Source organism: Alistipes sp., from assembly GCF_048465575.1.
GTDB lineage: Bacteria > Bacteroidota > Bacteroidia > Bacteroidales > Rikenellaceae > Alistipes.
The window spans coordinates 194,840-217,062 of sequence record NZ_DBFWLG010000009.1 but is presented as its reverse complement, the minus strand read 5'-3'; the positions used below and the strand labels follow the sequence as shown (position 1 = coordinate 217,062).

General features: G+C 58.8%; 17 protein-coding genes. 8 read left to right on the top strand and 9 right to left on the bottom strand.

Annotation, left to right across the window (positions count from 1 at the left end):
- Genes ACMQ11_RS03685 through ACMQ11_RS03675 form a run of 3 tightly spaced genes read left to right on the top strand, consistent with a single transcriptional unit; the run spans position 1 to position 5,144 of the window.
- Positions 1–3,186, top strand: coding sequence for an efflux RND transporter permease subunit (locus tag ACMQ11_RS03685; protein ID WP_418991349.1), 3,186 nt, complete (start codon positions 1–3; stop codon positions 3,184–3,186).
- 3 nt (positions 3,187–3,189) lie between these two features.
- Positions 3,190–4,566, top strand: a complete 1,377-nt coding sequence (locus ACMQ11_RS03680; RefSeq protein WP_418991348.1) for a TolC family protein — start codon at positions 3,190–3,192, stop codon at positions 4,564–4,566.
- Complete coding sequence (locus ACMQ11_RS03675; protein ID WP_418991347.1) at positions 4,566–5,144, top strand: TetR/AcrR family transcriptional regulator; 579 nt, start codon at positions 4,566–4,568, stop codon at positions 5,142–5,144. Before ACMQ11_RS03680 ends, ACMQ11_RS03675 begins: the two co-directional genes overlap by 1 nt.
- A gap of 325 nt (positions 5,145–5,469) precedes the next feature.
- Here ACMQ11_RS03675 and ACMQ11_RS03670 read toward each other — a convergent pair whose 3' ends face one another.
- Positions 5,470–7,857, bottom strand: a complete 2,388-nt coding sequence (locus tag ACMQ11_RS03670; protein WP_418991346.1) for an LruC domain-containing protein — start codon at positions 7,855–7,857, stop codon at positions 5,470–5,472.
- A gap of 188 nt (positions 7,858–8,045) precedes the next feature.
- On the opposite strand from ACMQ11_RS03670, the gene ACMQ11_RS03665 reads away from it, so the two are divergent.
- The 4 genes from ACMQ11_RS03665 (at position 8,046) to ACMQ11_RS03650 (ending at position 11,803) form a co-directional block, all read left to right on the top strand.
- Entirely contained in the window at positions 8,046–8,198 is a 153-nt protein-coding gene (locus tag ACMQ11_RS03665) for a hypothetical protein (RefSeq protein WP_418991345.1), read from the top strand.
- An 85-nt stretch (positions 8,199–8,283) separates the two neighbouring features.
- Positions 8,284–9,567, top strand: a complete 1,284-nt coding sequence (locus ACMQ11_RS03660; protein WP_418991344.1) for an O-acetylhomoserine aminocarboxypropyltransferase/cysteine synthase family protein — start codon at positions 8,284–8,286, stop codon at positions 9,565–9,567.
- Complete coding sequence (locus ACMQ11_RS03655) at positions 9,567–10,577, top strand: homoserine O-acetyltransferase family protein (protein ID WP_418991343.1); 1,011 nt, start codon at positions 9,567–9,569, stop codon at positions 10,575–10,577. Before ACMQ11_RS03660 ends, ACMQ11_RS03655 begins: the two co-directional genes overlap by 1 nt.
- An 11-nt stretch (positions 10,578–10,588) precedes the next feature.
- Complete coding sequence (locus tag ACMQ11_RS03650) at positions 10,589–11,803, top strand: homoserine dehydrogenase (protein WP_418991342.1); 1,215 nt, start codon at positions 10,589–10,591, stop codon at positions 11,801–11,803.
- 34 nt (positions 11,804–11,837) lie between these two features.
- Here ACMQ11_RS03650 and ACMQ11_RS03645 read toward each other — a convergent pair whose 3' ends face one another.
- From ACMQ11_RS03645 to ACMQ11_RS03635, 3 genes are all read right to left on the bottom strand, one after another.
- A complete protein-coding gene (locus tag ACMQ11_RS03645) occupies positions 11,838–13,070 on the bottom strand; it encodes a fimbrillin family protein (RefSeq protein ID WP_418991340.1) in 1,233 nt (410 codons plus the stop codon).
- 172 nt (positions 13,071–13,242) lie between these two features.
- Positions 13,243–14,445 carry an MFS transporter gene (locus ACMQ11_RS03640; RefSeq protein ID WP_418991339.1) on the bottom strand — a complete coding sequence of 401 codons (1,203 nt, stop codon included), beginning with the start codon at positions 14,443–14,445 and terminating at the stop codon, positions 13,243–13,245.
- A gap of 88 nt (positions 14,446–14,533) precedes the next feature.
- A complete protein-coding gene (locus ACMQ11_RS03635) occupies positions 14,534–15,961 on the bottom strand; it encodes a hypothetical protein (RefSeq protein ID WP_418991338.1) in 1,428 nt (475 codons plus the stop codon).
- Between the two features lie 148 nt (positions 15,962–16,109).
- Between ACMQ11_RS03635 and ACMQ11_RS03630 the strand changes: the two genes are divergently transcribed.
- Positions 16,110–16,877 (top strand): CDGSH iron-sulfur domain-containing protein, encoded by a 768-nt coding sequence (locus ACMQ11_RS03630; RefSeq protein ID WP_418991337.1) that lies wholly within the window; start codon positions 16,110–16,112, stop codon positions 16,875–16,877.
- 64 nt (positions 16,878–16,941) lie between these two features.
- On the opposite strand, the gene floA is transcribed toward ACMQ11_RS03630, so the two are convergent.
- The 5 genes from floA to ACMQ11_RS03605 are packed head-to-tail and all read right to left on the bottom strand — an operon-like array spanning position 16,942 to position 22,218.
- A complete protein-coding gene (gene floA / locus ACMQ11_RS03625; RefSeq protein WP_418991336.1) occupies positions 16,942–17,913 on the bottom strand; it encodes a flotillin-like protein FloA in 972 nt (323 codons plus the stop codon).
- Between the two features lie 11 nt (positions 17,914–17,924).
- Positions 17,925–18,392, bottom strand: coding sequence for an NfeD family protein (locus ACMQ11_RS03620; RefSeq protein ID WP_418991335.1), 468 nt, complete (start codon positions 18,390–18,392; stop codon positions 17,925–17,927).
- A 43-nt stretch (positions 18,393–18,435) separates the two neighbouring features.
- Entirely contained in the window at positions 18,436–19,953 is a 1,518-nt protein-coding gene (locus ACMQ11_RS03615; RefSeq protein WP_418991334.1) for an SPOR domain-containing protein, read from the bottom strand.
- Between the two features lie 26 nt (positions 19,954–19,979).
- Positions 19,980–21,425, bottom strand: coding sequence for a TrkH family potassium uptake protein (locus ACMQ11_RS03610; RefSeq protein WP_418991333.1), 1,446 nt, complete (start codon positions 21,423–21,425; stop codon positions 19,980–19,982).
- A 7-nt stretch (positions 21,426–21,432) separates the two neighbouring features.
- Positions 21,433–22,218, bottom strand: a complete 786-nt coding sequence (locus ACMQ11_RS03605; protein WP_418991332.1) for a hypothetical protein — start codon at positions 22,216–22,218, stop codon at positions 21,433–21,435.
- Between the last annotated feature and the right edge of the window lie 5 nt (positions 22,219–22,223).

Here is a 22,223-nt window from a genome sequence, read left to right as displayed (position 1 = left end):
ATGACACTCAAACATTTTATCGAACGACCCGTACTGGCGTCGGTCATATCCATCGTCATCGTAATCGCCGGTCTGATCGGTCTTGCGACGCTGCCCATCGAGCAGTATCCCGACATCGCGCCGCCGACGGTGATGGTGCGCGCCTCCTACCCGGGCGCCAGCGCCGAGACGATCCAGAAATCGGTGATCGTGCCGCTCGAAGAGGCCATCAACGGCGTGGAGAACATGACCTACATCACCTCCAGCGCCGCTGTCGGAAGCGCCACGCTTTCGGTCTATTTCCGTCAGGGAACCAATGCCGACATGGCAGCCGTAAACGTGCAGAATAAGGTGTCGAGAGCGACAGGTCTGCTTCCGTCAGAGGTAACACAGATCGGTGTGATGACCATGAAGCGCAACCCGTCCATGGTCAAGATCTTCTCGCTATACAGCCCCGACGGCTCTTACGACGAGTTCTTCCTGTCGAACTACTCGAAGATCAATATCGAGCCGCGCATCCTGCGTATTTCGGGTGTCGGCGAGGCTTTCACGCTCGGTTCCCCGTACTCGATGCGCGTGTGGCTGAAGCCCGACGTGATGGCACAGTACAAACTCATTCCGTCGGACGTTACGGCGGCGCTCGCCGAGCAGAACATCGAGTCGGCGACCGGTACGCTGGGCGAGAACTCCGACAACACATTCCAGTATACGATGAAATACCGCGGCCGCCACCAGACCCCCGAGGAGTTCGGTGAAATCGTCATCCTGGCCAAAGCCGACGGTACCATACTGCGTTTGAAAGACATTGCCGACATCGAGTTGGGCAGCGAGTCCTACGCCTACAAGGGCTACACCAACGGACATCCGGGCGTCAGTACAATGATCTTCCAGACCGCGGGCTCCAACGCCACGCAGGTCGTCAACGAAGTCAACGCACTGCTCGAAGAGGTCGAGGCCGAACTGCCGAAAGGCGTGGCCGTAGCCCATCTTCAAAGTGTCAACGATTTTCTCTACGCTTCGATGAAAGAGGTGCTGAAAACGCTCTTCGAAGCCATCCTGCTCGTTATTCTGGTGGTCTATGTCTTCCTCCAGGACATTCGTTCGACGCTCATTCCCACGGTCTCGATCATCGTGGCGCTGATCGGTACGTTCGGATTCCTGGCTTTCGCCGGATTTTCGATCAACCTGCTGACCCTTTTCGCATTGGTTCTTGCGATCGGTACGGTCGTCGACGATGCGATCATCGTGGTCGAGGCCGTGCAGGCGCGGTTCGATGTGGGCTACAAATCCTCCTACATGGCCACCATCGACGCCATGTCCGGCATCACGTCGGCCATCGTCACCTCGACGCTGGTCTTCATGGCCGTATTTATTCCCGTGGCGATGATGGGCGGTACGTCGGGTGTATTCTACACGCAGTTCGGTATCACGATGGCCGTGGCCGTGGGACTCTCGGCCGTCAACGCCCTTACGCTGTCGCCGGCCCTCTGCGCCCTGATTCTCAAGCCGTACCTCGACGAAAACGGCGAGATGCGCGACAATTTCGCGGCCCGCTTCCGCAAGGCTTTCAACTCGGCCTTTTCGGCCATGGTCAACAAGTACAAGCACGGCGTGCTGCTCTTTATCAAGCACAAGTGGCTCATGTGGTCGACGCTCGCACTGGCTATCGGGGCGCTGGTCCTCTTGATGAACACGACCAAGACGGGTCTGGTGCCCGACGAGGACCAGGGAACCATCATGGTCAACGTCACCGCAGCCCCGGGCTCCTCGCTCTCGGAGACGCACAAGATCATGGAGCAGGTTTCCGACCGCATCAAGACCATTCCCCAGATTCGGGATTATATGCAGGTGGCCGGTTACGGCATGATCGCCGGACAGGGCTCGTCGAACGGCATGTGCATCATCAAACTCAAGGACTGGGACGAGCGTCCGAACAAGGAGGATGCCGTGCAGGCCGTCATCGGACAGATTTACGGCCGCACCTCGGACATTAAGAACGCGCAGATTTTCGCCGTGGCTCCGCCGATGATCTCAGGTTACGGTACGTCGACCGGTTTCTCGATGAACCTCCAGGACAAGGCGGGCGGCGAGCTGACCGATTTCTACAAGGTCTATTTGCAGTTTATCGGTGCACTGAACCAGCGTCCGGAGATCGAGCGCGCCTACTCGACTTTCAATATTAATTTCCCGCAGTACGTCGTGGATGTCGACGCCGCGAAAGCCAAGCGTGCCGGCGTTTCGCCCAGTACGGTCCTTTCGACGCTGGCGGGCTACTACGGCGGTCAGTACGTCTCGAATATCAACCGTTTCTCGAAAATGTACTATGTGACGCTCCAGGCCGATCCCAAGTACCGCCTCGATACGGAGTCGCTCAACAACGTCTTCGTGCGTACGAACAGCGGTGAAATGGCTCCGCTGAGCCAGTTCGTCAACCTGACGAAAGTGTACAGTTCGGAGACGCTCAACCGGTTCAACCTCTACAACTCGATCGCTGTGACCGGAACGGCAGCCGCGGGCTATTCGTCGGGCGATGCCATCCGCACCATCCAGGAGGTTGCCGAGCAGGTGCTTCCGAAAGGCTACGGCTACGAGTTCGACGGCATCACCCGCGAAGAGGCGCAGACGGGCAGCAACACGGCGATCATCTTCGGCATTTGCATTTTGCTCATCTACCTGATTCTGAGTGCCCTGTACGAAAGTTTCCTCATTCCGTTCGCCGTCATCCTGTCGGTTCCGTGCGGTCTGCTGGGTTCGTTCCTCTTCGCCAAGATGATGGGGCTGGAGAACAACATTTACCTCCAGACGGGTCTTATCATGCTCATCGGCCTGTTGGCCAAGACGGCCATCCTGTTGACGGAGTACGCCACCGACCGCCGCGCCGCGGGCATGAGTCTCACGCAGGCCGCCGTTTCGGCCGCCAAGGTTCGTCTGCGTCCCATCCTGATGACCGTCCTGACGATGGTATTCGGTATGATTCCGCTGGTGCTCTCGCACGGTGTGGGCGCCAACGGCAACTCGACCCTGGGTGCGGGCGTCGTGGGCGGCATGATCGTCGGTACGCTGGCACTGCTGTTCCTCGTGCCGACGCTGTTCATCGTCTTCCAGACGTTGCAGGAGAAGATCAAACCGCTGGAATTCGATCCCGATCCGCAGTGGGCCGTAAGGGCGGAACTGGAAGATGCAAAAAATGAGAAAGAGGAGGAATAAAGCATGAAAAAGATACTTATCGTATGCCTTGCAGCCGCACTGACGGGCTGCGGCATCTACAAGCCCTACACCCGCCCCGAGGTAACGACCGCCGGACTGTACGGCACGGCCGAGAGCGGCGATACGACGACCATCGGCAGCGTCCGCTGGCAGGAGATGTTCACCGACCCCGCGTTGCAGACGCTCATCCGGCTGGGGCTGGAGAACAACACCGACCTGCTGTCGGCGCAGTGGCGGGTGAAAGAGACCGAGGCGACGCTCAAGTCGGCCCGCCTGGCCTACCTGCCGTCGTTCAATTTCGCGCCCCAGGGCACGATCAGCAGTTTCGACAACCGGAATACGTCCAAAACCTACAACGTTCCGATATCGGCCAGCTGGCAGATCGACATTTTCAACGGGCTGACCAACGCCAAGCGCAAGGCCCGTGCCCTCTATGCGCAGAGCAAGGAGTACGAGCAGGCGGTGAAAACCCAGCTTATCTCGGGCATCGCAAACCTCTATTACACGCTGCTGATGCTCGACAGCCAGTACGAGGTCACCAACAGCACGGCCGCCAAGTGGAGCGAGAGCGTCCGCACGATGCGGGCCATGAAGGAGGCGGGCATGACGACCGAAGCCGGCGTGGCCCAGTACGAAGCCAACTACCTTGCGATCAAGGCCTCGCTGCACGATCTGGAGTTCCAGATCCGGCAAGTCGAAAACAGCCTTTGCACGATGCTGGCCGAAGCTCCGCACGCAATTCCCCGCGGCCGGCTGAATGCACAGCAGCTCCCCACGGAGCTGGCGGTGGGCATTCCGGTTCAGATGCTTTCGAACCGACCCGATGTCCGCAGTGCCGAGTATTCGCTCATGCAGGCCTATTACGGCACCGCCGAGGCGCGTTCGGCCCTCTATCCCACCATCACGCTCAGCGGCACGGCAGGCTGGACCAACAGCGCCGGGTCGATGATCGTCAATCCGGGCAAACTGCTGCTTTCGGCAGCCGGCTCGCTGTTGCAGCCGATCTTCAACGCCGGCGCCAACCGCGCCCGCGTGAAGATCATGAAAGCGCAGCAGGAGGAGGCCAAGCTGGCGTTCCAGCAGACACTGCTCAACGCCGGCGCCGAGGTCAACAACGCCCTGACGCAGTATCAGTCGGCCCGGGCGAAAACCGATCTCCGCACCGAGCAGATCAAATCGCTGGAGCGGGCCGTCGAAAGCACCGAACTGTTGATGCAGCACAGTTCCTCGACCTACCTCGAGGTGCTGACCGCCCAGCAGTCGCTGCTCTCGGCCCAGCTGTCGCAGATCGCCGACCGCTTCGATGAGATTCAGGGTATCGTGAACCTCTACCAGGCGCTCGGCGGCGGCCGCGACCTCACCCCGGAGGAGAAAAAGTAATGAAACGGGGTGCGACCAGAGAGGAGATCATCCTCGCCACGCAAGAACTCATCTCCCGGAACGGCATCCGTGCCGTCCGGGTAGATGAGATCGCGCAGCGGCTGGGGATCTCCAAACGCACGCTCTATGAAATGTTTGCCGACAAGACCGATCTGGTCTACGCCTGTCTGGACGAGATGAGTCAGCAGCAGCAACGGCGCATCGCCGCCTGCCGCAAACGGCACGGCGGAAATTCGCTGCAAAAGGCTTTCAAGCTGGTACACGAGTACATCGACGGACTCTTTGCCGTGGAGAGCAGTTTCCTGGCCGACATCCGGCGCAAAGTGGTCTTCGCCGAGCATTTCGATGAACACCGCGATTTCTGGCACAGCGAGCTGTCCCGATACCTCGAACTGTGCCGGGCCGAAGGGTTCCTGCTGCCCGAGATCGACACGGCCACACTTGCCGACCGTATCCTGGATTCGCTCTTCGAACTGCGGCTCAACCAGATCACCCGCGAGGAGATGTACCTCTTCTGCCGCACTCTGCTGCGCGGAGCCGCTACGCGGCAAGGCATCGAACAGATCGACCGGAAATAACATTTCACCTCTTATGCGACGATCCGCAGAGACTTTGGCCGGTCTCTGCGGATCGTCTCTTTTCGGGATAAAGCGGACTCTCCCCTGCAAAGCCAGCTAACGGATCACCCAACCCGACAGCGCGTCGTAATCCGAAGAGCATCTACCCAACGGAAATTGCGGCAAGAAAGGGCTCGGCAGCGTACAAGTTGCATTGCGCTCAATCGGGGCAAAAACGCATCCGCCCTGATACAGGTCCGCAGTAGCAGGGTAGTTCCATCCGGACAGATACGAAAAGAGCCGCGATTCAAAACGAATCGCGGCTCTTTTCTATTTGTATCGGCTTTTAGTAAAGTAAATTCTCGTCAGCCTCTTCGTCGTACCACTCCGGATGCACCTGGCCATTGCTCGAAGCCCACATGTTGAAATACTGGTAGGTATCACGAATATCCTTACCCTCGGTCGGGTAGCGGAACTGGCCCGGAATCATCAAAGCCCACATCATGTAGTTGTTGTACATCTTTTCGCCTTTCGAGACGAAGTACTTGTAGGGATCGCTGGCCAGAATATGACCATCGCCAATGATGCCCGATTCAGTAGGATTATATCCCGGCATGTGAATTTCGTTGGCACGGGAATCGACCGCCACAAAGAAATTCATCTCCGACTCCACGACTTTGGCAATATCGACAGGCTCGTTGAACGTCACGGTCGTTACGTGTTTTGTGGTGGCTGCAACCGCATGACCTTTCCAGGTGTTGGACCCGCTCAGCACCTCATCGGTATTGTTGAAGAACGGAATCACGGCCTGCTGGCAATCCTGCTGCACGCCCACTCCCGCAAATGGACCGTTACCGAATGCCTGATGCGTCGAAATTGCCGAGCCGATCTCCGATGCATCCACCTTGTCCATCCGAACGGCGAAAGCGAGGTATTTGCATTTCTTACCGGCAGCTACCAGTTCCCAGTTTATATCGAGCGAAGCGACCTTGCTGCCGTCTTTCGAGACGTTGCGGTCGATGCTGCATACGACAATGGCGTCGTTCATGTCGTAGTCGCCCAACCACGGCCAGCGGTCCTCGAAGCAATAAGTGTAGACTGCTCCGGAAACGGTCTCGAACTCTTCGGGTTCGGGTTCCGGATCGGGCGTGATCTGTCCCTTGCCGCCGTTGCATTCGGTAGTGGGAACGTTGACCGTCTGCTCGGGAACCGAGTAGGCACCGCTCTTGAACGAATTTCTGTTGAGCCGGTAGCGTTTCGCCAAGCCCGTCGCGTCGTAAACAACCTCGAGCGCGTTGTGGAACTTGACTTTGCCGGTAATCGCTTTCTTCTCGAAACGGATCACCGCATAGCCGTCCGTTACAGTCGGCCCGAAGAACTGCACGTTTTCATTCTCGTCGTCGTCATCGTCGTCGTTGAACAACTCGGTGACGAACATCGAGGCAGCAGCCATATCGACTTTCGTATTCTCGAACTCGGTTTCGATACTCTCCAGACAGGCACCCGCCGAGATGGCGTAATAACCGTTGTCGCCTTCGAGTTTTTTGGCATAGGTGTAGCAGTTCACGTAGACCTTGCCGTTATTATTATCCAGTTCGTCGAACGTAGCCTTGCCCTGCTGGTAGAGTTCGCAGCCGCCGTTCTCCAGGTCGAAATCGTGAACGAACATATCGCCGTTCGAACGGTTTTCGAACCGGGCGCTCGAGTTGAGTTCCAATTCGTCGGTGACCGTAAACTGTCCGTCGTTGTACACGGCCGTATTGTTCGAGCAATCCAGATCGACGGTCTCGAAAACGGCATTCGTCGTATTGTAGAGAACGGCCGAGTTGTTCAGGTCGAAATCGTCCGTTACGACCATCTGGCCGCAGTTGACGATGCTCTTGCCGCTGAAATTGATCTTTTTGACAGTGATTTTTCCGCCTTCGAAAACATAGACGGCGGGTTTGTCCGCGCTGCCCGTATTCTGCGCCGAGAACTCCTCGACAGTCACCTCGCCGCCCGGAAGCACCGCAAGGCGCGCCGTACCGCAACTGACGGTCTTCACATTGACCTTGCCGGCGACATAGAGGACGGCATCCACATGGGGAGCAAAACCGTTCAGGTCGATCGCGTTCACCGTTATATCCGCATCCGCCGGTACATAGCTCTCGGCATAGGGATAGGCCGACCAGCTTGCACCGAACTGCTCGCCGTCCTTGATCGAACGGACAATGGCTCCCGAAGCGAAATCCGACGCCGTTTTCACAGTCATCTTCGGATAGTCGGGCATATCGGGTTGGCTAGCCGCGGCGGCGATACGAATTTCGGGTGAAGCCGTGGCGCTCGCTTTCATCGCGGCTCCCGGCACATTGACCGAAGCGGCGGCTGCAGCGGACGAAACAGCCACCGAACCATCCGGAAGCGTCGTTTCCACGTAGATATTATCCGCACCTGCGGGTGCCGTAAAAACCGTACGGAACGGCGTAGCGGACGTCGCCACACCTTTGGCTACCAGGTTTTCATCGACAAGAATCGGGGAGGAATAGACGCGGATCACCGCATACTGGGGGGGGGTCGAGGCGTCTACGACAGGAGCTGCGACCGTGATCTGCACGTCTTGCGTTGTCTTCCAGTTGAAATCGGCCGGGATTTCGGGATATTTTCCCGGATTACCGCCGCCCCCTTCGCCAAGTTCTTTCTGACACGACGTCGCAGCGAGTGCGAATGCGAGCAGCCCAAAGTAGAATTTTCTCATAATTAAGAGTTTATTTTCTTGACCAAGCACACAGTCCCATCTTCACGACACAAAGGTAAGCATTATTTCCCGAACTACAAAATTTAGCTCTTTCATATTACAAAAAAGTCCGGTTTGCCGTTTTGCTTGCAAAAATCCGGCCATCCGCAATCCGCAAGGTTGTCTATCCCGCTAAAAATCGGGACGGAATGGAGGAAAAAACCAAAAAAGCGCTATATTTGCAGCGCAAAGAGATTCGATACGGCATGAAAAACAGCTATCCATACCCCGAACCAGCCGGCAGCAACCGTTGCGGCATGATGATGGATATGTGGATGTGCAACCGATTCAGCCGGGTGTAAGGTCTTTGCATGCAGAAAGATACAATCCGGCTTCCCTGAGGTCGGATTTTTTTGTGAAAATCGTGCGAACAGACATAACGAAAATATGAATACGAAAAACTACCGATTCGAGACCCTGCAAATCCATGCGGGTCTTCAGCCCGATACCGAGACCGGAGCCCGCGGCGTGGCGATCTGTCCGACGGCCGCCTACCGTTTCAAGACATGCGACCATGCGGCCCGGCTCTTCGACCTGAGCGAGGCCGGGAACATCTACACCCGCTTGCAGAATCCCACTACCTCCGCCTACGAGCAGCGTATCGCCGCGCTCTACGGAGCCGTGGGCGCGCTGGCCGTCTCGTCGGGCATGTCGGCCATCCTCGTCGCCGTGCTCTCGCTGGCCGCCGAGGGCGACAACATCGTCGCTTCGCCCTACCTGTACGGCGGCACCTACAACCAGTTCCGCTCGTCGCTGCGCAAGCTGGGCATCGACTGCCGGATCGCTCAGAGCGAACGGACGGAAGATTTCGAGCGGCTGATCGACGACCGCACCCGGGCGCTCTACACCGAGAGCATGGGCAATCCGACCTGTGCCGTGGCCGACCTGGAAGCGCTGGGCGCACTGGCCAATAAGCACGACGTACCCTTTGTGGTGGACAACACGTTCGGCGCTGCGGGCTACCTCTGCAACCCGTTCGAGTGGGGTGCGAATATCGTCGTGGATTCGGCGACCAAATGGATCAACGGCCACGGCACGGCGATGGGAGGCGTGATCGTCGACGGCGGCAACTACGACTGGTCGAACGGCAAATTTCCGCAGATCGACGGACCGTCGGAGGGGTACCACGGACTGAACCTCTACGAAGCGTTCGGCAAGGCGGCATTCATCGTAAAATGCCGCGTCGACGGTCTGCGCGACCTGGGCTGCTGCCCCTCGCCGTTCGACTCCTACCTGATGATGATCGGACTGGAGACCCTCTCGCTGCGCGTCAGGCACGAGGTGGAGTCGACCCGCAAACTGGCCGAGTACTGCCTGAAGCACCCCAAAGTAAAATCGGTCAGCTTCGTGGGCTTTCCGACCCATCCCAGCTATGCGAATGCACGGAAATACTACCGTTTCGGCTCGTCGGCCGTCTTCACCATCGAACTGTGCGGCACGCTCGAAAGCACCGTGCGCTTCGTCGAATCGCTCCGCCTTGCCGCCCACATGACCATGATCGGCGATTCGATCACCGTCGTGACGCATCCGGCCTCCACGACCCACAAGCAACTCAGCGAAGCGGACCTCGCGGCGGCAGGCGTCACCCCCACGCTGCTGCGCATCTCGCTGGGGCTGGAGCATCCGGACGATTTGATCGCCGATTTCGAACAGGCTTTCGCAAACGTCTGATGGTACGCTATTACGACCATACGGGCCCTTTCCCGCTGGAACTCGGCGGCCGGCTCCCGGACCTGAGGATCGCCTACCACACCTACGGTCGGCTGAACGCGGCGCGCGATAACGCCGTCTGGGTCTGCCACGCCCTGACTGCCAATTCGGACGTGGCCGACTGGTGGCCCCATACCGTCGAAGAGGGACGCTTTCTCGACCCGGCCCGCCATTTTGTCGTCTGCGCCAATATCCTCGGTTCGCATTACGGAACCACGGGGCCCCTGCATGTGAATCCGGCGACCGGCATACCTTATTATAAGGATTTCCCGCCGTTCACCATCCGCGACATGGTCCGCGCCCACCGGCTGCTGGCCGACGCGCTGGGCATCGACCGCATCGCGGCGCTGGTGGGCAGCTCCGTCGGCGGGTTTCAGGCCGTGGAGTGGGCCGTCATGGAGCCCGAGCGCATCGAAAATCTGGTGCTGATCGCCACCTCGGCAAAGGCTTCGCCCTGGACCATCGCCGTCGATGAGACGCAGCGCATGGCCATCGAGGCCGACGCCACGTTCGGCCAGCCGCGCGACGACGCCGGCATGGCCGGTCTCTCCGCGGCCCGTGCCATCGGTCTTCTGACCTACCGCGGACCGCGCGGCTACAACCTCACGCAGCAGGACCGCGAGGAGCTACCCGCCGCACACCGTGCGTCTACCTACCAGCAATACCAGGGCGAAAAGCTCTGCAAACGCTACAACGCCTACTCCTATTATGCCATCCTCAATGCGTTCGACACCCACGACGCAGGCAGGGGGCGCGGCGGGGTAGCAGCGGCTCTGAACCGCATTACAGCCCGCACGGCGGTCGTCGGCATCACCACCGACATCATCTTCACCCCGTCGGAAATGCGCGAACTGCACGGGATGATCCCCCGAAGCGTCTACCACGAGATCGACTCGCCGTTCGGGCACGACGGATTCCTCGTGGAGCACGAGCAGTTGAACGACATTCTCTACCCCTTTATGAATCAATAACAGAATTCTATATGAGTAAAATCAAAATCGGCCTGTTCGGCTTCGGCGTCGTCGGGCAGGGCATCTTCGAAGTGGTGCGCAAATCGAAGAACGCCAATGCGGAAATCGTCAAAATCTGCGTGCGCAACCCCTCGAAACCCCGCAAGGTCGCAGCCGATCCCGCGCTGTTCACCGCCTCGGCGGACGAGATACTCGACAATCCGGCGATCAACCTCGTCGTCGAGGTCATCGACGACGCCCAAGCCTCCTACCGGATCGTCAAGAGCGCCCTGCTGCGGGGCATTCCCGTCGTTTCGGGGAACAAAACCATGCTGGCCCACCACCTGCCGGAACTGATCGAGATTCAGAAAGCACACGACGTTGCGCTGCTGTACGATGCCTCGTCGTGCGGCTCGATCCCGGTGATCCGCAACCTCGAAGAGTACTACGACAACGACCTGCTGCTCGAGGTCAAAGGCATTCTGAACGGCTCGTCGAACTACATCCTTTCGCGCGTCTTCGACCACGACGATACCTACGCCAATGCCTTGAAACAGGCGCAGGAGCTGGGTTTCGCCGAGAGCGACCCCTCGTTCGACATCGGCGGATACGATTCGCTCTTCAAGCTGGTCATCATCACCGTACACGCGCTGGGAACCTATGTGGCTCCCGAACGCATCTTCACCTACGGTATCTCGACGATCCACGATGCGGACATCCGCTATGCGCGTGAAAAAGGGGTGAAAATCAAACTCGTGGCCCAGGTCGTCAAGGTCAGCGACGAGCATTTCACCCTGTTCGTCATGCCCGAGTTCGTCAGCCCAGCCAAATACATTTACAGCGTCGACGACGAGTACAACGGCGTGGTGATCCGCGGCGAATGCTACGACCGTCAGTTCATGTTCGGCAAAGGCGCCGGGAGCCTGCCCACCGCCTCGTCGATTCTGAGCGACATCATGGCCCGCCTGCACAACTACCGGTACGAATACAAGAAGCTGAGCTACCTCCACAAACCGGAATATACGACCGACATCACCCTGAAAGTCTACGTCCGTTATACCGATACCGACATCCACGGCATCCTGCGTTTCTCGAAAATTCTCGAACAATACACCAGCCGGGAGAACGGCAACTACCTCATCGGCGAAATCCCGCTGAGCGAGTTGCTCGCCAAGCGCGAACAACTCGCGGGCGAGGACGTCTTTCTGGCCAACATACCGATCTTTTTCCTCAATCGGGACAATTGATGGAAAAGCGTCCCGGGCTGTGCCCGGGACGCTTTCAATTCACGTCTTTGATGCAGCGTAGCGAGAGGCCGTACTCGGTCGAAAGCGCCGTCATCGACGGCGGTATTCCCGTAGTGGTAAAACCGAGGCAGCTGCGCATGTCTTCAGCGCTGAGCGTCGAACTCATCAGGTAGCCCTTGGTTTTCGAGCCGTACTTGGTTGTTCCGAGCGATATGACCCACCAACTGGCACAGCAGTAGAAATCCTCGCCGCAATCGGCACCGAGCAACTGAGCCAGTTCGTCAGCATCGGGAATGTGCCAGCCCTCGGGACAGATTCCCCGCACCGGTCCCTGCGTCGCAACCTGTGCATCGCCTACGGCTGTGGCATGGTCATACAGCAATCCCTGCACCGCGACTGCGCCGGCTCCTCCGATAGGATTCCAGTAACCCGCGCCTAATTGTACGCCCGCAGGCACGTTGCGCATATTTTCGGCCATCCACACCCGTCCGCCGATCGTCCGGGTTCGGTACGTTTCACTGCCGCAGGTCACCGTGCCCGGCTCCTCCTCCGCCTGCCCGCCATCGAGCGAACCGCCCGGCATCCAGTCGGTTATCTCGCCGCTCAACTCCACGGAAATGGCCTCCTCGGCCACATCCACCGTCACATCGTAGCTGTACCCGCTTTCGAGCGTCGCCGGGACCGTCTTACTGAAATCCTTACCGTCCGTGTGGACCGTAACCGTGAGCTGGGCGGTTTGCGGTACGAGCATGACGCGGTAACTCGTTCCGGCGACCAGTTCGCATGCTTCGACCTCGGCCGCTGCGGCACCGCCTTGTACCCGGGCCGAGAGATTTCCCAAATCCACCTCGGCCGTGGGTGCAAATCCTCCGACCGACACCCCCGAAACCGCGGCTCCCGAGGTGTTGTTCACAACGATCTTCACCTCCGACATCAGGTGGCGAAACACCATCCCGACCGGTGCGGAGGCAGGCGCCACGTCGTGTTTTACCGCACCCAGCAGGTCCGACGCCGCGCACCCGCCGCTCTGATCGAGGGCAATATCGAAGACCGTCGGCGTACCCGCGTCGGAGTAGGGATAATAAGCCGTCAGCGTCGATTGCTCGTTCCGTTCCGAATACCACGCTACATCTCCCGAGAAGACGGCACCGTCGAAGATCATCAGGGAGTTGTCGGCATAAACGCCCGAAGCGCGCGTAATGGTCAGACCGATCCGGTCGCCGGCATCGAAATGGAGCCCCGTTACGCGGGTTGCGATCGACGGCACGATTTTAACCCCGGAAATGCCATGCCCGTCTTTTGTGCATCCCGCCACTCCGGCAGCGACTGCCGCCAGCAAAACAACAACCGATTTTCTCATCTTTGAACGAATAAAGTTTTACATCTGTGTCTTTTCAGCACAAAAATAAAACTTTTTCCGTCATTTCAAACCCCTTGCGCTAATTTTTATAATAGGTCTCATCCAACCCCAAGGCGAAATTCCCGCGCCGCAACCAGGTCAGCACAGCCACGGCAAGCACCAGCGCTGCATTGAAGAAGAACGGAAAGCGGTCGCTGTGGGTGCGGAAAATCTCGCGGAAGAGCGACATCAGAAAGGGGCAGACCATCACCGCCAGGTAGTTCATCGCCATGACGAACGACAGGGCGAGGGTAGCCGAGCGGGGCGGGGCGATGGTGGCAGCCTTGTCGTAGACCACAGGCTGCATCACGCCGTACCCCAAACCCGTCAAGAGCGATCCGAGGATCAGCATGGTCTTGTCGCGGAAGATGCCCAGCAGCAAGAGCCCCGTAAAAACAAGGGCCAGCGACACGAGATTCGTATTGTGCTTCAGCCGCCGGATGATGCGGTCGATCATCAGCCCCGGCAGCATGATCGCCAGAAAGAACAGCGAGATCAAAACCCCCGAAAACGAACTGTCGATCCGGTAGTCGTCGACCAGAAACGAAGCATAGAAAGTCAGGATCACCACTCCGTATGTGATAAAGAAATAGAACGCCATCAACTGCGTCAGTTTGCGTCGGTCGATACGCTTGTTTCGCAGCTGGATGCTGTGCTCGGGCTCGGGTTCAGAGCGGCTGCGCCGAAGAAACAGCGCAAGCACGAGCGATACGCCGGGCAGGGTATAGACCAGAAAGGGCAGATGCCAGTCGACCTTGGCCAGATAGCCCGTTACGACCGTCGCCAGCACGAGCGTGAGGTTGTTGATCGCCGAGCTGTATCCCAACTGCCGGACCCGGTAGTCTCCCGTAAAATAGTCGACAACCAGTCCCGTCGAAAGCGGGATTACCATGCCGGCGCCGATACCGAGAATGCAACTGATGATAATCAGCCACATCATGCTTCGGGCAAAGAGGCAGGCTACGCCGCTCAGAAAGAAGATCGTCAGTCCGACCACCAGGATTTTGAGTTTGTCCCGACCGATGGAGAGTTTGCCCGCGAGCAGCACGAACGGAATAATCAGCAGCGAGGGCAGCGACGTGAGCATCTGGATTTGCAGATCCGTCGCCTTGGGGAATATGTGATTCAGGTCGCCCAGAATAGGGGAGATCGCCAGCCCGGGCAGCGACGAAATGGCCGACACCGACCAGATCGCCAGCAGCACGACGAGCGTGATCGAACCCTTGCCAGTATTGATTTTCATTTGCCGGAGTTTTTCGAACTTTCCAGCAAGTGTTATACCAAAAAAAGGCCGGCGCAACGGCCGGCCTTTCGAATTTTGCAGCAACTTTCTACTGCACCGCTTTCACGCAGCGGACCTGCATGCCGTTGGCACGCGCATAGGGCACTCCGTTCTCGACTCCTCCCGTCGTATCGAGCTTCTCGAACCAGAAATGCAGGGCCGAGGACCGGGCGCCGGATTGCGTACCGGTCGTCCAGTAAAGTCCCTCCCAAGGCTGGGCTTCGAGCGCCGAGCGCACCGAAAGAGTCGCCAGCGGCAGGGGGTTGTAGACGTTCAAAATCGTCCCGTCGTCGTAACGGCGGCGTCCCGCTCCGATATAGAGCGATTCGACCCCGCCGCGCGCGAGCGTCCATCCGTATTTGTCGACATCCGCCTCCACGGGCTGTCCCACGATCGTCATGCCGTTGAAAGTCGTGGCAGGAGCCACTTTCCATCCGTAAGGACAGGGATCGTTCACCGTCTTCGTTTCTCCCCACAGCGCATCGTTCGAGGTCCACAGCCAGTCGTTTTCGGAATCTTCGTTACCGGTAATGAAAGTCAGCGGATTTTGCAGGGCATAGGCTTCGGTTCCCACCGACGAGTCCGATGCGACGGTTTTGAGGTAGACACGGCTGCCGCTGCCGTTGTACATGGTACCCGCAGCGCCGTTGGCCGCGTTGTAGGTCGCCGGGCCGATAAACGGGTCCTTGCGGCCCCACTGGTAATAGAGTCCGTAAGAGGCGAAAATCTCGGCAAAGGTCGCATTCGCGTTCTTCAGGGCCCCCAGGTTGCGGCTCATGACTTTCAGTCCGGAGTAGTCGAGCGCTTCGCCCTCGGCATCGAAATCCGCCGCGGTCCAGATATGCCAGCTCCACAGGAGCGTCCCGTCGGCGTCGTATGCCCCAATCAGGGCATTTCCCTCCTTGATCTTGCCGTCGTCAGCGGCACCGACATAGAACGACGCCTTGTCCCCGTCCAGCGTAAGGTACTGAATCAAATTCGCGGCCGTCTGCCAGATCACGCCCACGCTGGCCGTCGCAAGCGATGCGCGTCCTTCGCCCTTGCACCGGGCATCGAAGAGGTAGTTGGTCTCGGGCTTGGTCAGCAGGTAGCTGTTGGCAGGCTCAGCTGTCCGGTCCTCGGTGGTCGCAACAGCGGCAAAAAGCGATGCAGAGACGACCGAGCCCTCGTAGGGAGCCCCCGTCAGCACGAACGAACCCGACATGTCTTCGCCGTCGTCGAATGTCGCGGGTGCCGTAACCGATAGCGTCATTGCGGCGACATCGAGCACCGGATCGGGCCACCCCTCGGGCTTGCTCGTGACGGAGTAGGTGCGGATATTTCTTCCCGAGAATCCGACGGTTACCGTTTGCCCGGCCCTCAGAAATACCGCGGGCTTGTCCAGAGACAGCGAACCCGAATCCTTGTCCTTGCTGCACGAAGCGAAAAGCGCAACCGCAGCTACGACAGCGGACAACCCTCTAACCAATCCTTTCATATTGCTCAAATTTACCGAATATCAGTTTTTAAAATCTTTGCAAAGATACCAAAAAGCGGAATAATTCCTACATGGGCGGCCCAATTTATTTGCATTTGGGAATAATTATTGCCGCCTGCTGCCTAACGAATTAATAAATGCAAATAGTATGTCCGACCTGAAAATCGAGACCGGGAGCGTACCCGCACCCGAAACATTCAGCATCACCGTCACCGAGAAAGGTCCGCTGCTGGTTTACGGCAAACCGCCTTTGGCCGAGCAGTTCATCATGCCCGACGAACACAACGAAAGCTGGTATTTCCAAGAGGGGAAACACTTTTCCACCGAAGCCGAGCCCACGGCCCTCTGCCGCTGCGGCGCCTCCCGCCGCAAGCCCTACTGCGACGGCAGTCACGAACACGCTCGCTGGGACCCCGAACTGACCTCCGACCAAGAGCCGCTTCTGAACGAAGCGGAGGTTATCGAGGGTGGAACGCTTGCAATGACCGACAACCCCAAATACTGCGTCTTCGCCCGCTTCTGCCATCCCGGCGGCGATGCCTGGACACTCACCGAACACTCCGACGACCCCGAAGCGCGCCGCCTGGCCATCCGCGAAGCCTCGATGTGTCCGAGCGGTCGGCTGATGGCCTGGGACAAACTCTCGCAGAAACCCTATGAGTTCCGTTTCGAGCCCAGCCTGGGGCTGATCGAGGACGTGGCGATCGGAGCCAGCGGCGGACTCTGGATCCGCGGCGGCATTCCCCTCCGCCGCGAGGACGGGCGCACCTACGAAATCCGCAACCGCGCGGTCGTATGCCGCTGCGGGCAGTCGGCCAACAAACCCTATTGCGACGGCACGCACGCCGCGATCAAGTGGCGCGACGGTCTCGAGGGCGATCCCGTCGGCGAGACCATACCCGAGGAGGTCTACTGACCCCCATTCCGGCAAAAAAGGGAAAGACAATATGTCTTTCCCTTTTTGTTTGAAAGCCGATCCGCTATTTCTTCTCGGGTTTGGCAATCGTTTCTCGCATCTGCGTGTCGGCCATGATGTTCTTCATCTTGTAATAATCCATGATCCCCAGGTTACCGCTGCGGAACGCTTCGGCCATGGCCAGCGGCACCTCGGCCTCTGCGAGGATCACCTTGGCGCGTGCATCCTGCGCCTTGGCCTTGTTCTCCTGCTCCAGGGCTACGGCCATGGCGCGCCGCTCCTCGGCTTTGGCCTGGGCGATGTTCTTGTCGGCCTGCGCCTGGTCCATCTGCAACTGGGCGCCGATGTTCTTGCCCACGTCGATGTCGGCAATGTCGATCGAGAGAATCTCGAACGCCGTACCGGCGTCGAGCCCCTTTTCGAGCACCACGCGCGAGATCGAATCGGGGTTTTCGAGCACGATCTTGTGCGACGCCGCCGAACCGATCGACGAGACGATTCCCTCGCCCACACGCGCCAGCACGGTCTCCTCGCCGGCACCGCCGACCAGCTGCTTGATATTGGCCCGCACCGTGACACGCGCCTTGGCGATCAGCTGGATGCCGTCCTTGGCCACGGCCGCCACCGGAGGCGTATTGATGACTTTCGGATTCACCGACATCTGCACGGCCTCGAACACGTCGCGGCCCGCCAGGTCGATGGCCGTCGCCATCTTGAAATCGAGCAGAATATTGGCTTTCTGCGCCGAAACCAGCGCGTGGACCACGTTCGAGACGTTGCCGCCAGCGAGGTAATGCGCCTCCAACTCATTGGGATCAAGGCTCAAACCGGCTTTGGTGCTTTCGATCATCGACGAAACGATGGTCGACGGCGGCACCTTGCGCCAGCGCATCAGGATGAGTTGCAGCAGGCTGATCCGCACCCCCGATACGAGGGCCGAGAACCAAAGTCCCACCGGAATAAAATAGAAGATGAGCCAGACGGCAAATAGGCTCACAAAGACGATCAGAACGATCATTCCTGCCTGGAAATCCATAAGCTAACTTTTTATTTGGTTGTTTTTACGATCACGCTGAAATTCTCGAAGCCCACGACTTCCACCTCGCGCCGCGGATCGACATAGGCGTCCAGCGACTTGGCTTCGTAGATGCGGCCGCCGATCTCGACCTTGCCCATGGGCGAAAGGCGCGAAAGGGTAGTGCCGCGGTCGCCGACTTTCAGTTCTTCGACCGGAAGCGATCCGCTCGACGAGCGGATCTCCTGCCTGAGCGAGAAGCGCTGCCACGTTTTGGCCCTGAGCGAGATGACGGTCGTTACCAGCGAGAGCACCAGCACAATAAGAATCACCACCACGCCCGCCACGGGACCGTAATCCCGAAAAGCGAGGTAGATCGAACTGCCGTAGCAGACCAAGGCCAGCACGGCGCCGATCGAGACGCCGGGCAGCAGGACGAGTTCGGCGATGAGGAACATCAGACCGAACACCACGAGAATTACTATATAAAACATTTCCATACGAATTTATCTTTATCGCAATAAAGATAGGAAATAAATCCGGTTATTCCTTAATTTCCTCGACTTTTATTTCCAACTGAGGGTCCGTTTGTCGTATGGCATCCGCCACCCGATCGGCCGCAGCGCGCTCGGAGAACGCTCCGACGACGAACAATTGCTGCCCTACACGCGAAATTTCGGTTCCCTCGGCGGCATCGGCGATTGCCTGTCGGATGCGCTCCGAGAGCGTCTCCGTTCCGGTGATTTCGACCCGGTAGGCCGCCTCGGCGGTCCGGGGCTCCTGCGAGAGGTTGCGGTAGACGCCGTCGGTCCAGACCACGATCTCGGGCCGCACGAATCCGCGTTTCTTCAGCAATGCCTGCGCCGCTTCGGCCTCTTCGAGCGTGGCGAAGCCGCCTGCGAAATAGCGCCATTTGCCCTCCTCGTCCGTCAGGTAGCAGAGCGGATAGGCTCCGCGGAACGTGGCGGCCGCGCGTTTGGTGTTGAACGTTCCCAGCAGGATGCGGTAGATCGTACCGCGGGCGTAGACCTTGCACTCGGGGATGGGGTGCTGGTAGCTGTATTTGGGCGTCGAAGAGAACGCGATGGTGTCGAAATCGAGGAAATAGCGCTCCTCCACCTCGATACGCGGCAACCGGAAATCGATGGTTTTGAGTTGCGCCTCGACTCCCCGCAGCGAATCGCGTGCCGCTTTCAGATCGAGCAACCCGGCTACCGAGGTTTCATATCCTATCAACACCCGCTTGCGCAGGAAATAGTCGGACAGCTCGTCCGAAGCGGTCCGGCCGCGCAGCCCCGTCAGTTCGCGTGCGGCTTCCGACAGCCGCTCCTCCTCGCGTGCGAGCGCCTCGTCCTGGCGCATGAGGTCGAGCAGGTAGCCGTAGGCGTAGCTCTTGTTGTCGAAAATGTAGTTCCAGACCCCCGACAGGGAGTCGGCCAGTATGCGGTTGAAACCCTGCAAGGCCTCGTACCGGTCGTGTATCTCCACCGCTTCGGCTTCCGTTTCGGCCGCGGCATAGGCTTCGGCCAGATCGGAGATCGTGCCGTAATTCGACAGGTAGCGGTTCACGTAATCCACGGCCTGCATCTCCAACCCCTGCGCCCGCAGCAACGCCCGGTAATCCGCTTCGGGCAGGTTCTCGCGGAAATAGGGGTTGCGGATCAGGTTGCGGACCTTGAGCGAATCGGGTATCGAGGGACGTTGGGCCTGCGACTCCTCCGCTAAAGCGGCCTCCCCGTTCAGGTTGGCCAGCACCCACTCCTGCTCGATGGTGTTGATCCGGTCGATCAACCGCCCCTTGGCATTGCGTATTTCGAAGATACGGCTTTCGAGCGCCAGTATCTCATCCGAATAACGCTGGCGCTCGGCCGGGTTCTCGCGCAGCAACTGCCGCATGCTTTCCACGGCGCGCACCGTCGAATCCTCGCGGTTTTGCAGCCGGGCGTCCTCTTCGAGCAGCGACATGTACTCCCGGTTGCTTTCCAGTCCCGCGATACGCGCCTCCACCGAGGGCGGCTGGGCCGAAACTGCGCCGATGCCGAAAAACAGGGCGCCTGCCATAAGGTAAATCCTGCGAATCATTCTGGTTATCTCCACCATTTTATGAAAAAAAGCTGAATCAGTCCGAAAATCTCCAGACGGCCCAACAGCATCAGCATCGAGTTGGACAGTTTGACCATGAAAGGCAGTCCTGCGTAGTTGCCCAGCGAATACACCTCGCCGAATCCGGGACCGACGTTGCCGATCGAGGCCACCGAGCCCGAGAAACTGGTCATCAGATCGACACCGAACGCCGTTCCGACGACCGTCCCGGCAAGGATCAGCATCAGGTAGGTTACGATGAATATCATCACCGAATGCAGAAACTCATTCTCCTGAATGATGCCGTCCAGCTTGATGCGGATGATCGCGTTGGGGTGCTGCTGCTGTCTGAGCCGCGTGCGGATCATTTTTCCGGCCAGCACCAGCCGGTTGATCTTCACGCCGCCCGCAGTCGATCCGGCCGAGGCGCAGACGATCGAGCCGAAGAGCAGGATGATGATGGCCAGCGGCGTCCATACGTTCGTATCCGCCGTAGCGAATCCGGTCGTGGTGACCAGCGACACGAACTGGAACAGCGCATGGCGGAACGAGGAGGTGAGCGTGGGGTAGATCCCTGCCGCAAAGAGGCTGACGGTGATAAGCAGCGCCCCGGCCAGCAGCATGCCCAGGTAGTAGCGCGTCACCTCCGAACGGAAAATATTGTTCCGCTTGCCTGTGACCGTGGCATAGATCAATCCGAAATGGATACCGGCCGTGGTCATGGTAAAAATCAGGATCGTCTCGATCATCGGACTATTGTAAAAGCCCACACTGGCGTTCTTGGTCGAAAACCCGCTCGTGGCGCAGGCCGACATGGCGTGGCAGATCGCGTCGAACCAGTTCATGCCCGCCAACTTGAGCAGCACCGTCGAGAGGAACGTCAGCCCGACGTAAACCACCAGCAGAATCTGCACGATGATCTGGGTGCGGTAGCGGTAATTGTCCTTTGCAAGCGTCGAAAGCTCCACGTTCGAGAGCGTCATCTTGTTGCGTCCCATCGACGGCAGGATCAACAGCGCGAACATCACCACGCCCATGCCGCCGATCCAGGTCGAAGCCATGCGCCAGAACTGCATGCCCCGCGGCAGCACCTCGATGTCCCTAAGGATCGTCGCACCCGTCGTGGTGAATCCCGAGACGCTTTCGAACCAGGCGTTCACCAGGCTGAACTCGCCGCCCCAGATCAGGTAGGGGAACATGCCCACCAGGCAGGCCACCAACCACGAACCGACCACGATGCAGAAACCCTCCTTGTTGGTTATCTGCTCCTTTTTCTCGACGAAGATCAGCGGGAACGCACCCAGAAGCGCCGTCAGCAGGGCCGAGAGCAGCAGGGGATAGAACGACGAATCCATGCTGCTCACGTAGGCGATCCCCGCCGACAACAGCATGAACAGGGCGATGAACAACATCACCACGCCGACATATCGCAACACCACATCTACTCTCATCGCCGGATCAGGATTTTGTCTGCTTCGAAATCGCTATCAGCGTGTCGATCTTCTCCTTGAGCTCCAGCATCTCGTCCTTGCAGTCGCCCTTGACCGTAAACGGCACGCGGAAAGCGAGGTAATCGCCCAGGCCCTTGTTCATTCGGAGGATGGGGTTGACACAGTAGATGGTCATGAAATAGAAGAGCATCAGCACCGTGGCGATCATCACCGCCAGCGAGATCAGCACGGGCGTCACGGCCCGGTAGGCGTTGGTCTTCATCTGCTCGGCGCGCGGGGCGAGCGAACTCTGCGTCGATGTCATGTAATTCTTGATGGCCGAGGTCAGACGGCCGTAAAGAGCTTCGTATTCGTCGTTGTACCACTTGCCGCCGACCGAATCGGGACGCACCAAGGCGGTGGAGTCGGCATGACGGGCGCCGAATGCGAGGTAGTTGTCCGTCAAGAGCCGCAGCTCGGTCGTAGCGAAAGCCAGCGAGTCGAGAAACGACTTTTCGAGGGCTTCGTTCTGGGCCACCAGCAGCGTGTTTTCCAATCGCTCCATGCTGGCCCGGCAGAGGCTGTCGTAGGACTTGTCACCGAAGACCGAGAGATGCACCAGCGCCACGTTCTGCTCATGGGCCGCATCGAGCATCTCCTTGGCCAGTTCGATATTGCGCTTGTTGGCCTTGAGTATCTCTCCGGTGTCGCGGCTCAGATGGCTCAGTTCGAGGAACGAGACCATACCCGAAAAAAACAGCAGGCAGACGATACTCAAAAATCCGATCGTAACCCTTCTGCGCATACCCGTCATACTTT

Excerpts from the sequence above, each read along its gene's own strand:
- ACMQ11_RS03685 (WP_418991349.1), top strand. The coding sequence starts at position 1 with ATGACACTCAAACATTTTATCGAACGACCCGTACTGGCGTCGGTCATA.
- ACMQ11_RS03680 (WP_418991348.1), top strand. The coding sequence starts at position 3,190 with ATGAAAAAGATACTTATCGTATGCCTTGCAGCCGCACTGACGGGCTGC.
- ACMQ11_RS03675 (WP_418991347.1), top strand. The coding sequence starts at position 4,566 with ATGAAACGGGGTGCGACCAGAGAGGAGATCATCCTCGCCACGCAAGAA.
- ACMQ11_RS03670 (WP_418991346.1), bottom strand. The coding sequence starts at position 7,857 with ATGAGAAAATTCTACTTTGGGCTGCTCGCATTCGCACTCGCTGCGACG.
- ACMQ11_RS03665 (WP_418991345.1), top strand. The coding sequence starts at position 8,046 with ATGGAGGAAAAAACCAAAAAAGCGCTATATTTGCAGCGCAAAGAGATT.
- ACMQ11_RS03660 (WP_418991344.1), top strand. The coding sequence starts at position 8,284 with ATGAATACGAAAAACTACCGATTCGAGACCCTGCAAATCCATGCGGGT.
- ACMQ11_RS03655 (WP_418991343.1), top strand. The coding sequence starts at position 9,567 with ATGGTACGCTATTACGACCATACGGGCCCTTTCCCGCTGGAACTCGGC.
- ACMQ11_RS03650 (WP_418991342.1), top strand. The coding sequence starts at position 10,589 with ATGAGTAAAATCAAAATCGGCCTGTTCGGCTTCGGCGTCGTCGGGCAG.
- ACMQ11_RS03640 (WP_418991339.1), bottom strand. The coding sequence starts at position 14,445 with ATGAAAATCAATACTGGCAAGGGTTCGATCACGCTCGTCGTGCTGCTG.
- ACMQ11_RS03635 (WP_418991338.1), bottom strand. The coding sequence starts at position 15,961 with ATGAAAGGATTGGTTAGAGGGTTGTCCGCTGTCGTAGCTGCGGTTGCG.
- ACMQ11_RS03630 (WP_418991337.1), top strand. The coding sequence starts at position 16,110 with ATGTCCGACCTGAAAATCGAGACCGGGAGCGTACCCGCACCCGAAACA.
- floA (WP_418991336.1), bottom strand. The coding sequence starts at position 17,913 with ATGGATTTCCAGGCAGGAATGATCGTTCTGATCGTCTTTGTGAGCCTA.
- ACMQ11_RS03620 (WP_418991335.1), bottom strand. The coding sequence starts at position 18,392 with ATGGAAATGTTTTATATAGTAATTCTCGTGGTGTTCGGTCTGATGTTC.
- ACMQ11_RS03615 (WP_418991334.1), bottom strand. The coding sequence starts at position 19,953 with ATGGCAGGCGCCCTGTTTTTCGGCATCGGCGCAGTTTCGGCCCAGCCG.
- ACMQ11_RS03610 (WP_418991333.1), bottom strand. The coding sequence starts at position 21,425 with ATGAGAGTAGATGTGGTGTTGCGATATGTCGGCGTGGTGATGTTGTTC.
- ACMQ11_RS03605 (WP_418991332.1), bottom strand. The coding sequence starts at position 22,218 with ATGACGGGTATGCGCAGAAGGGTTACGATCGGATTTTTGAGTATCGTC.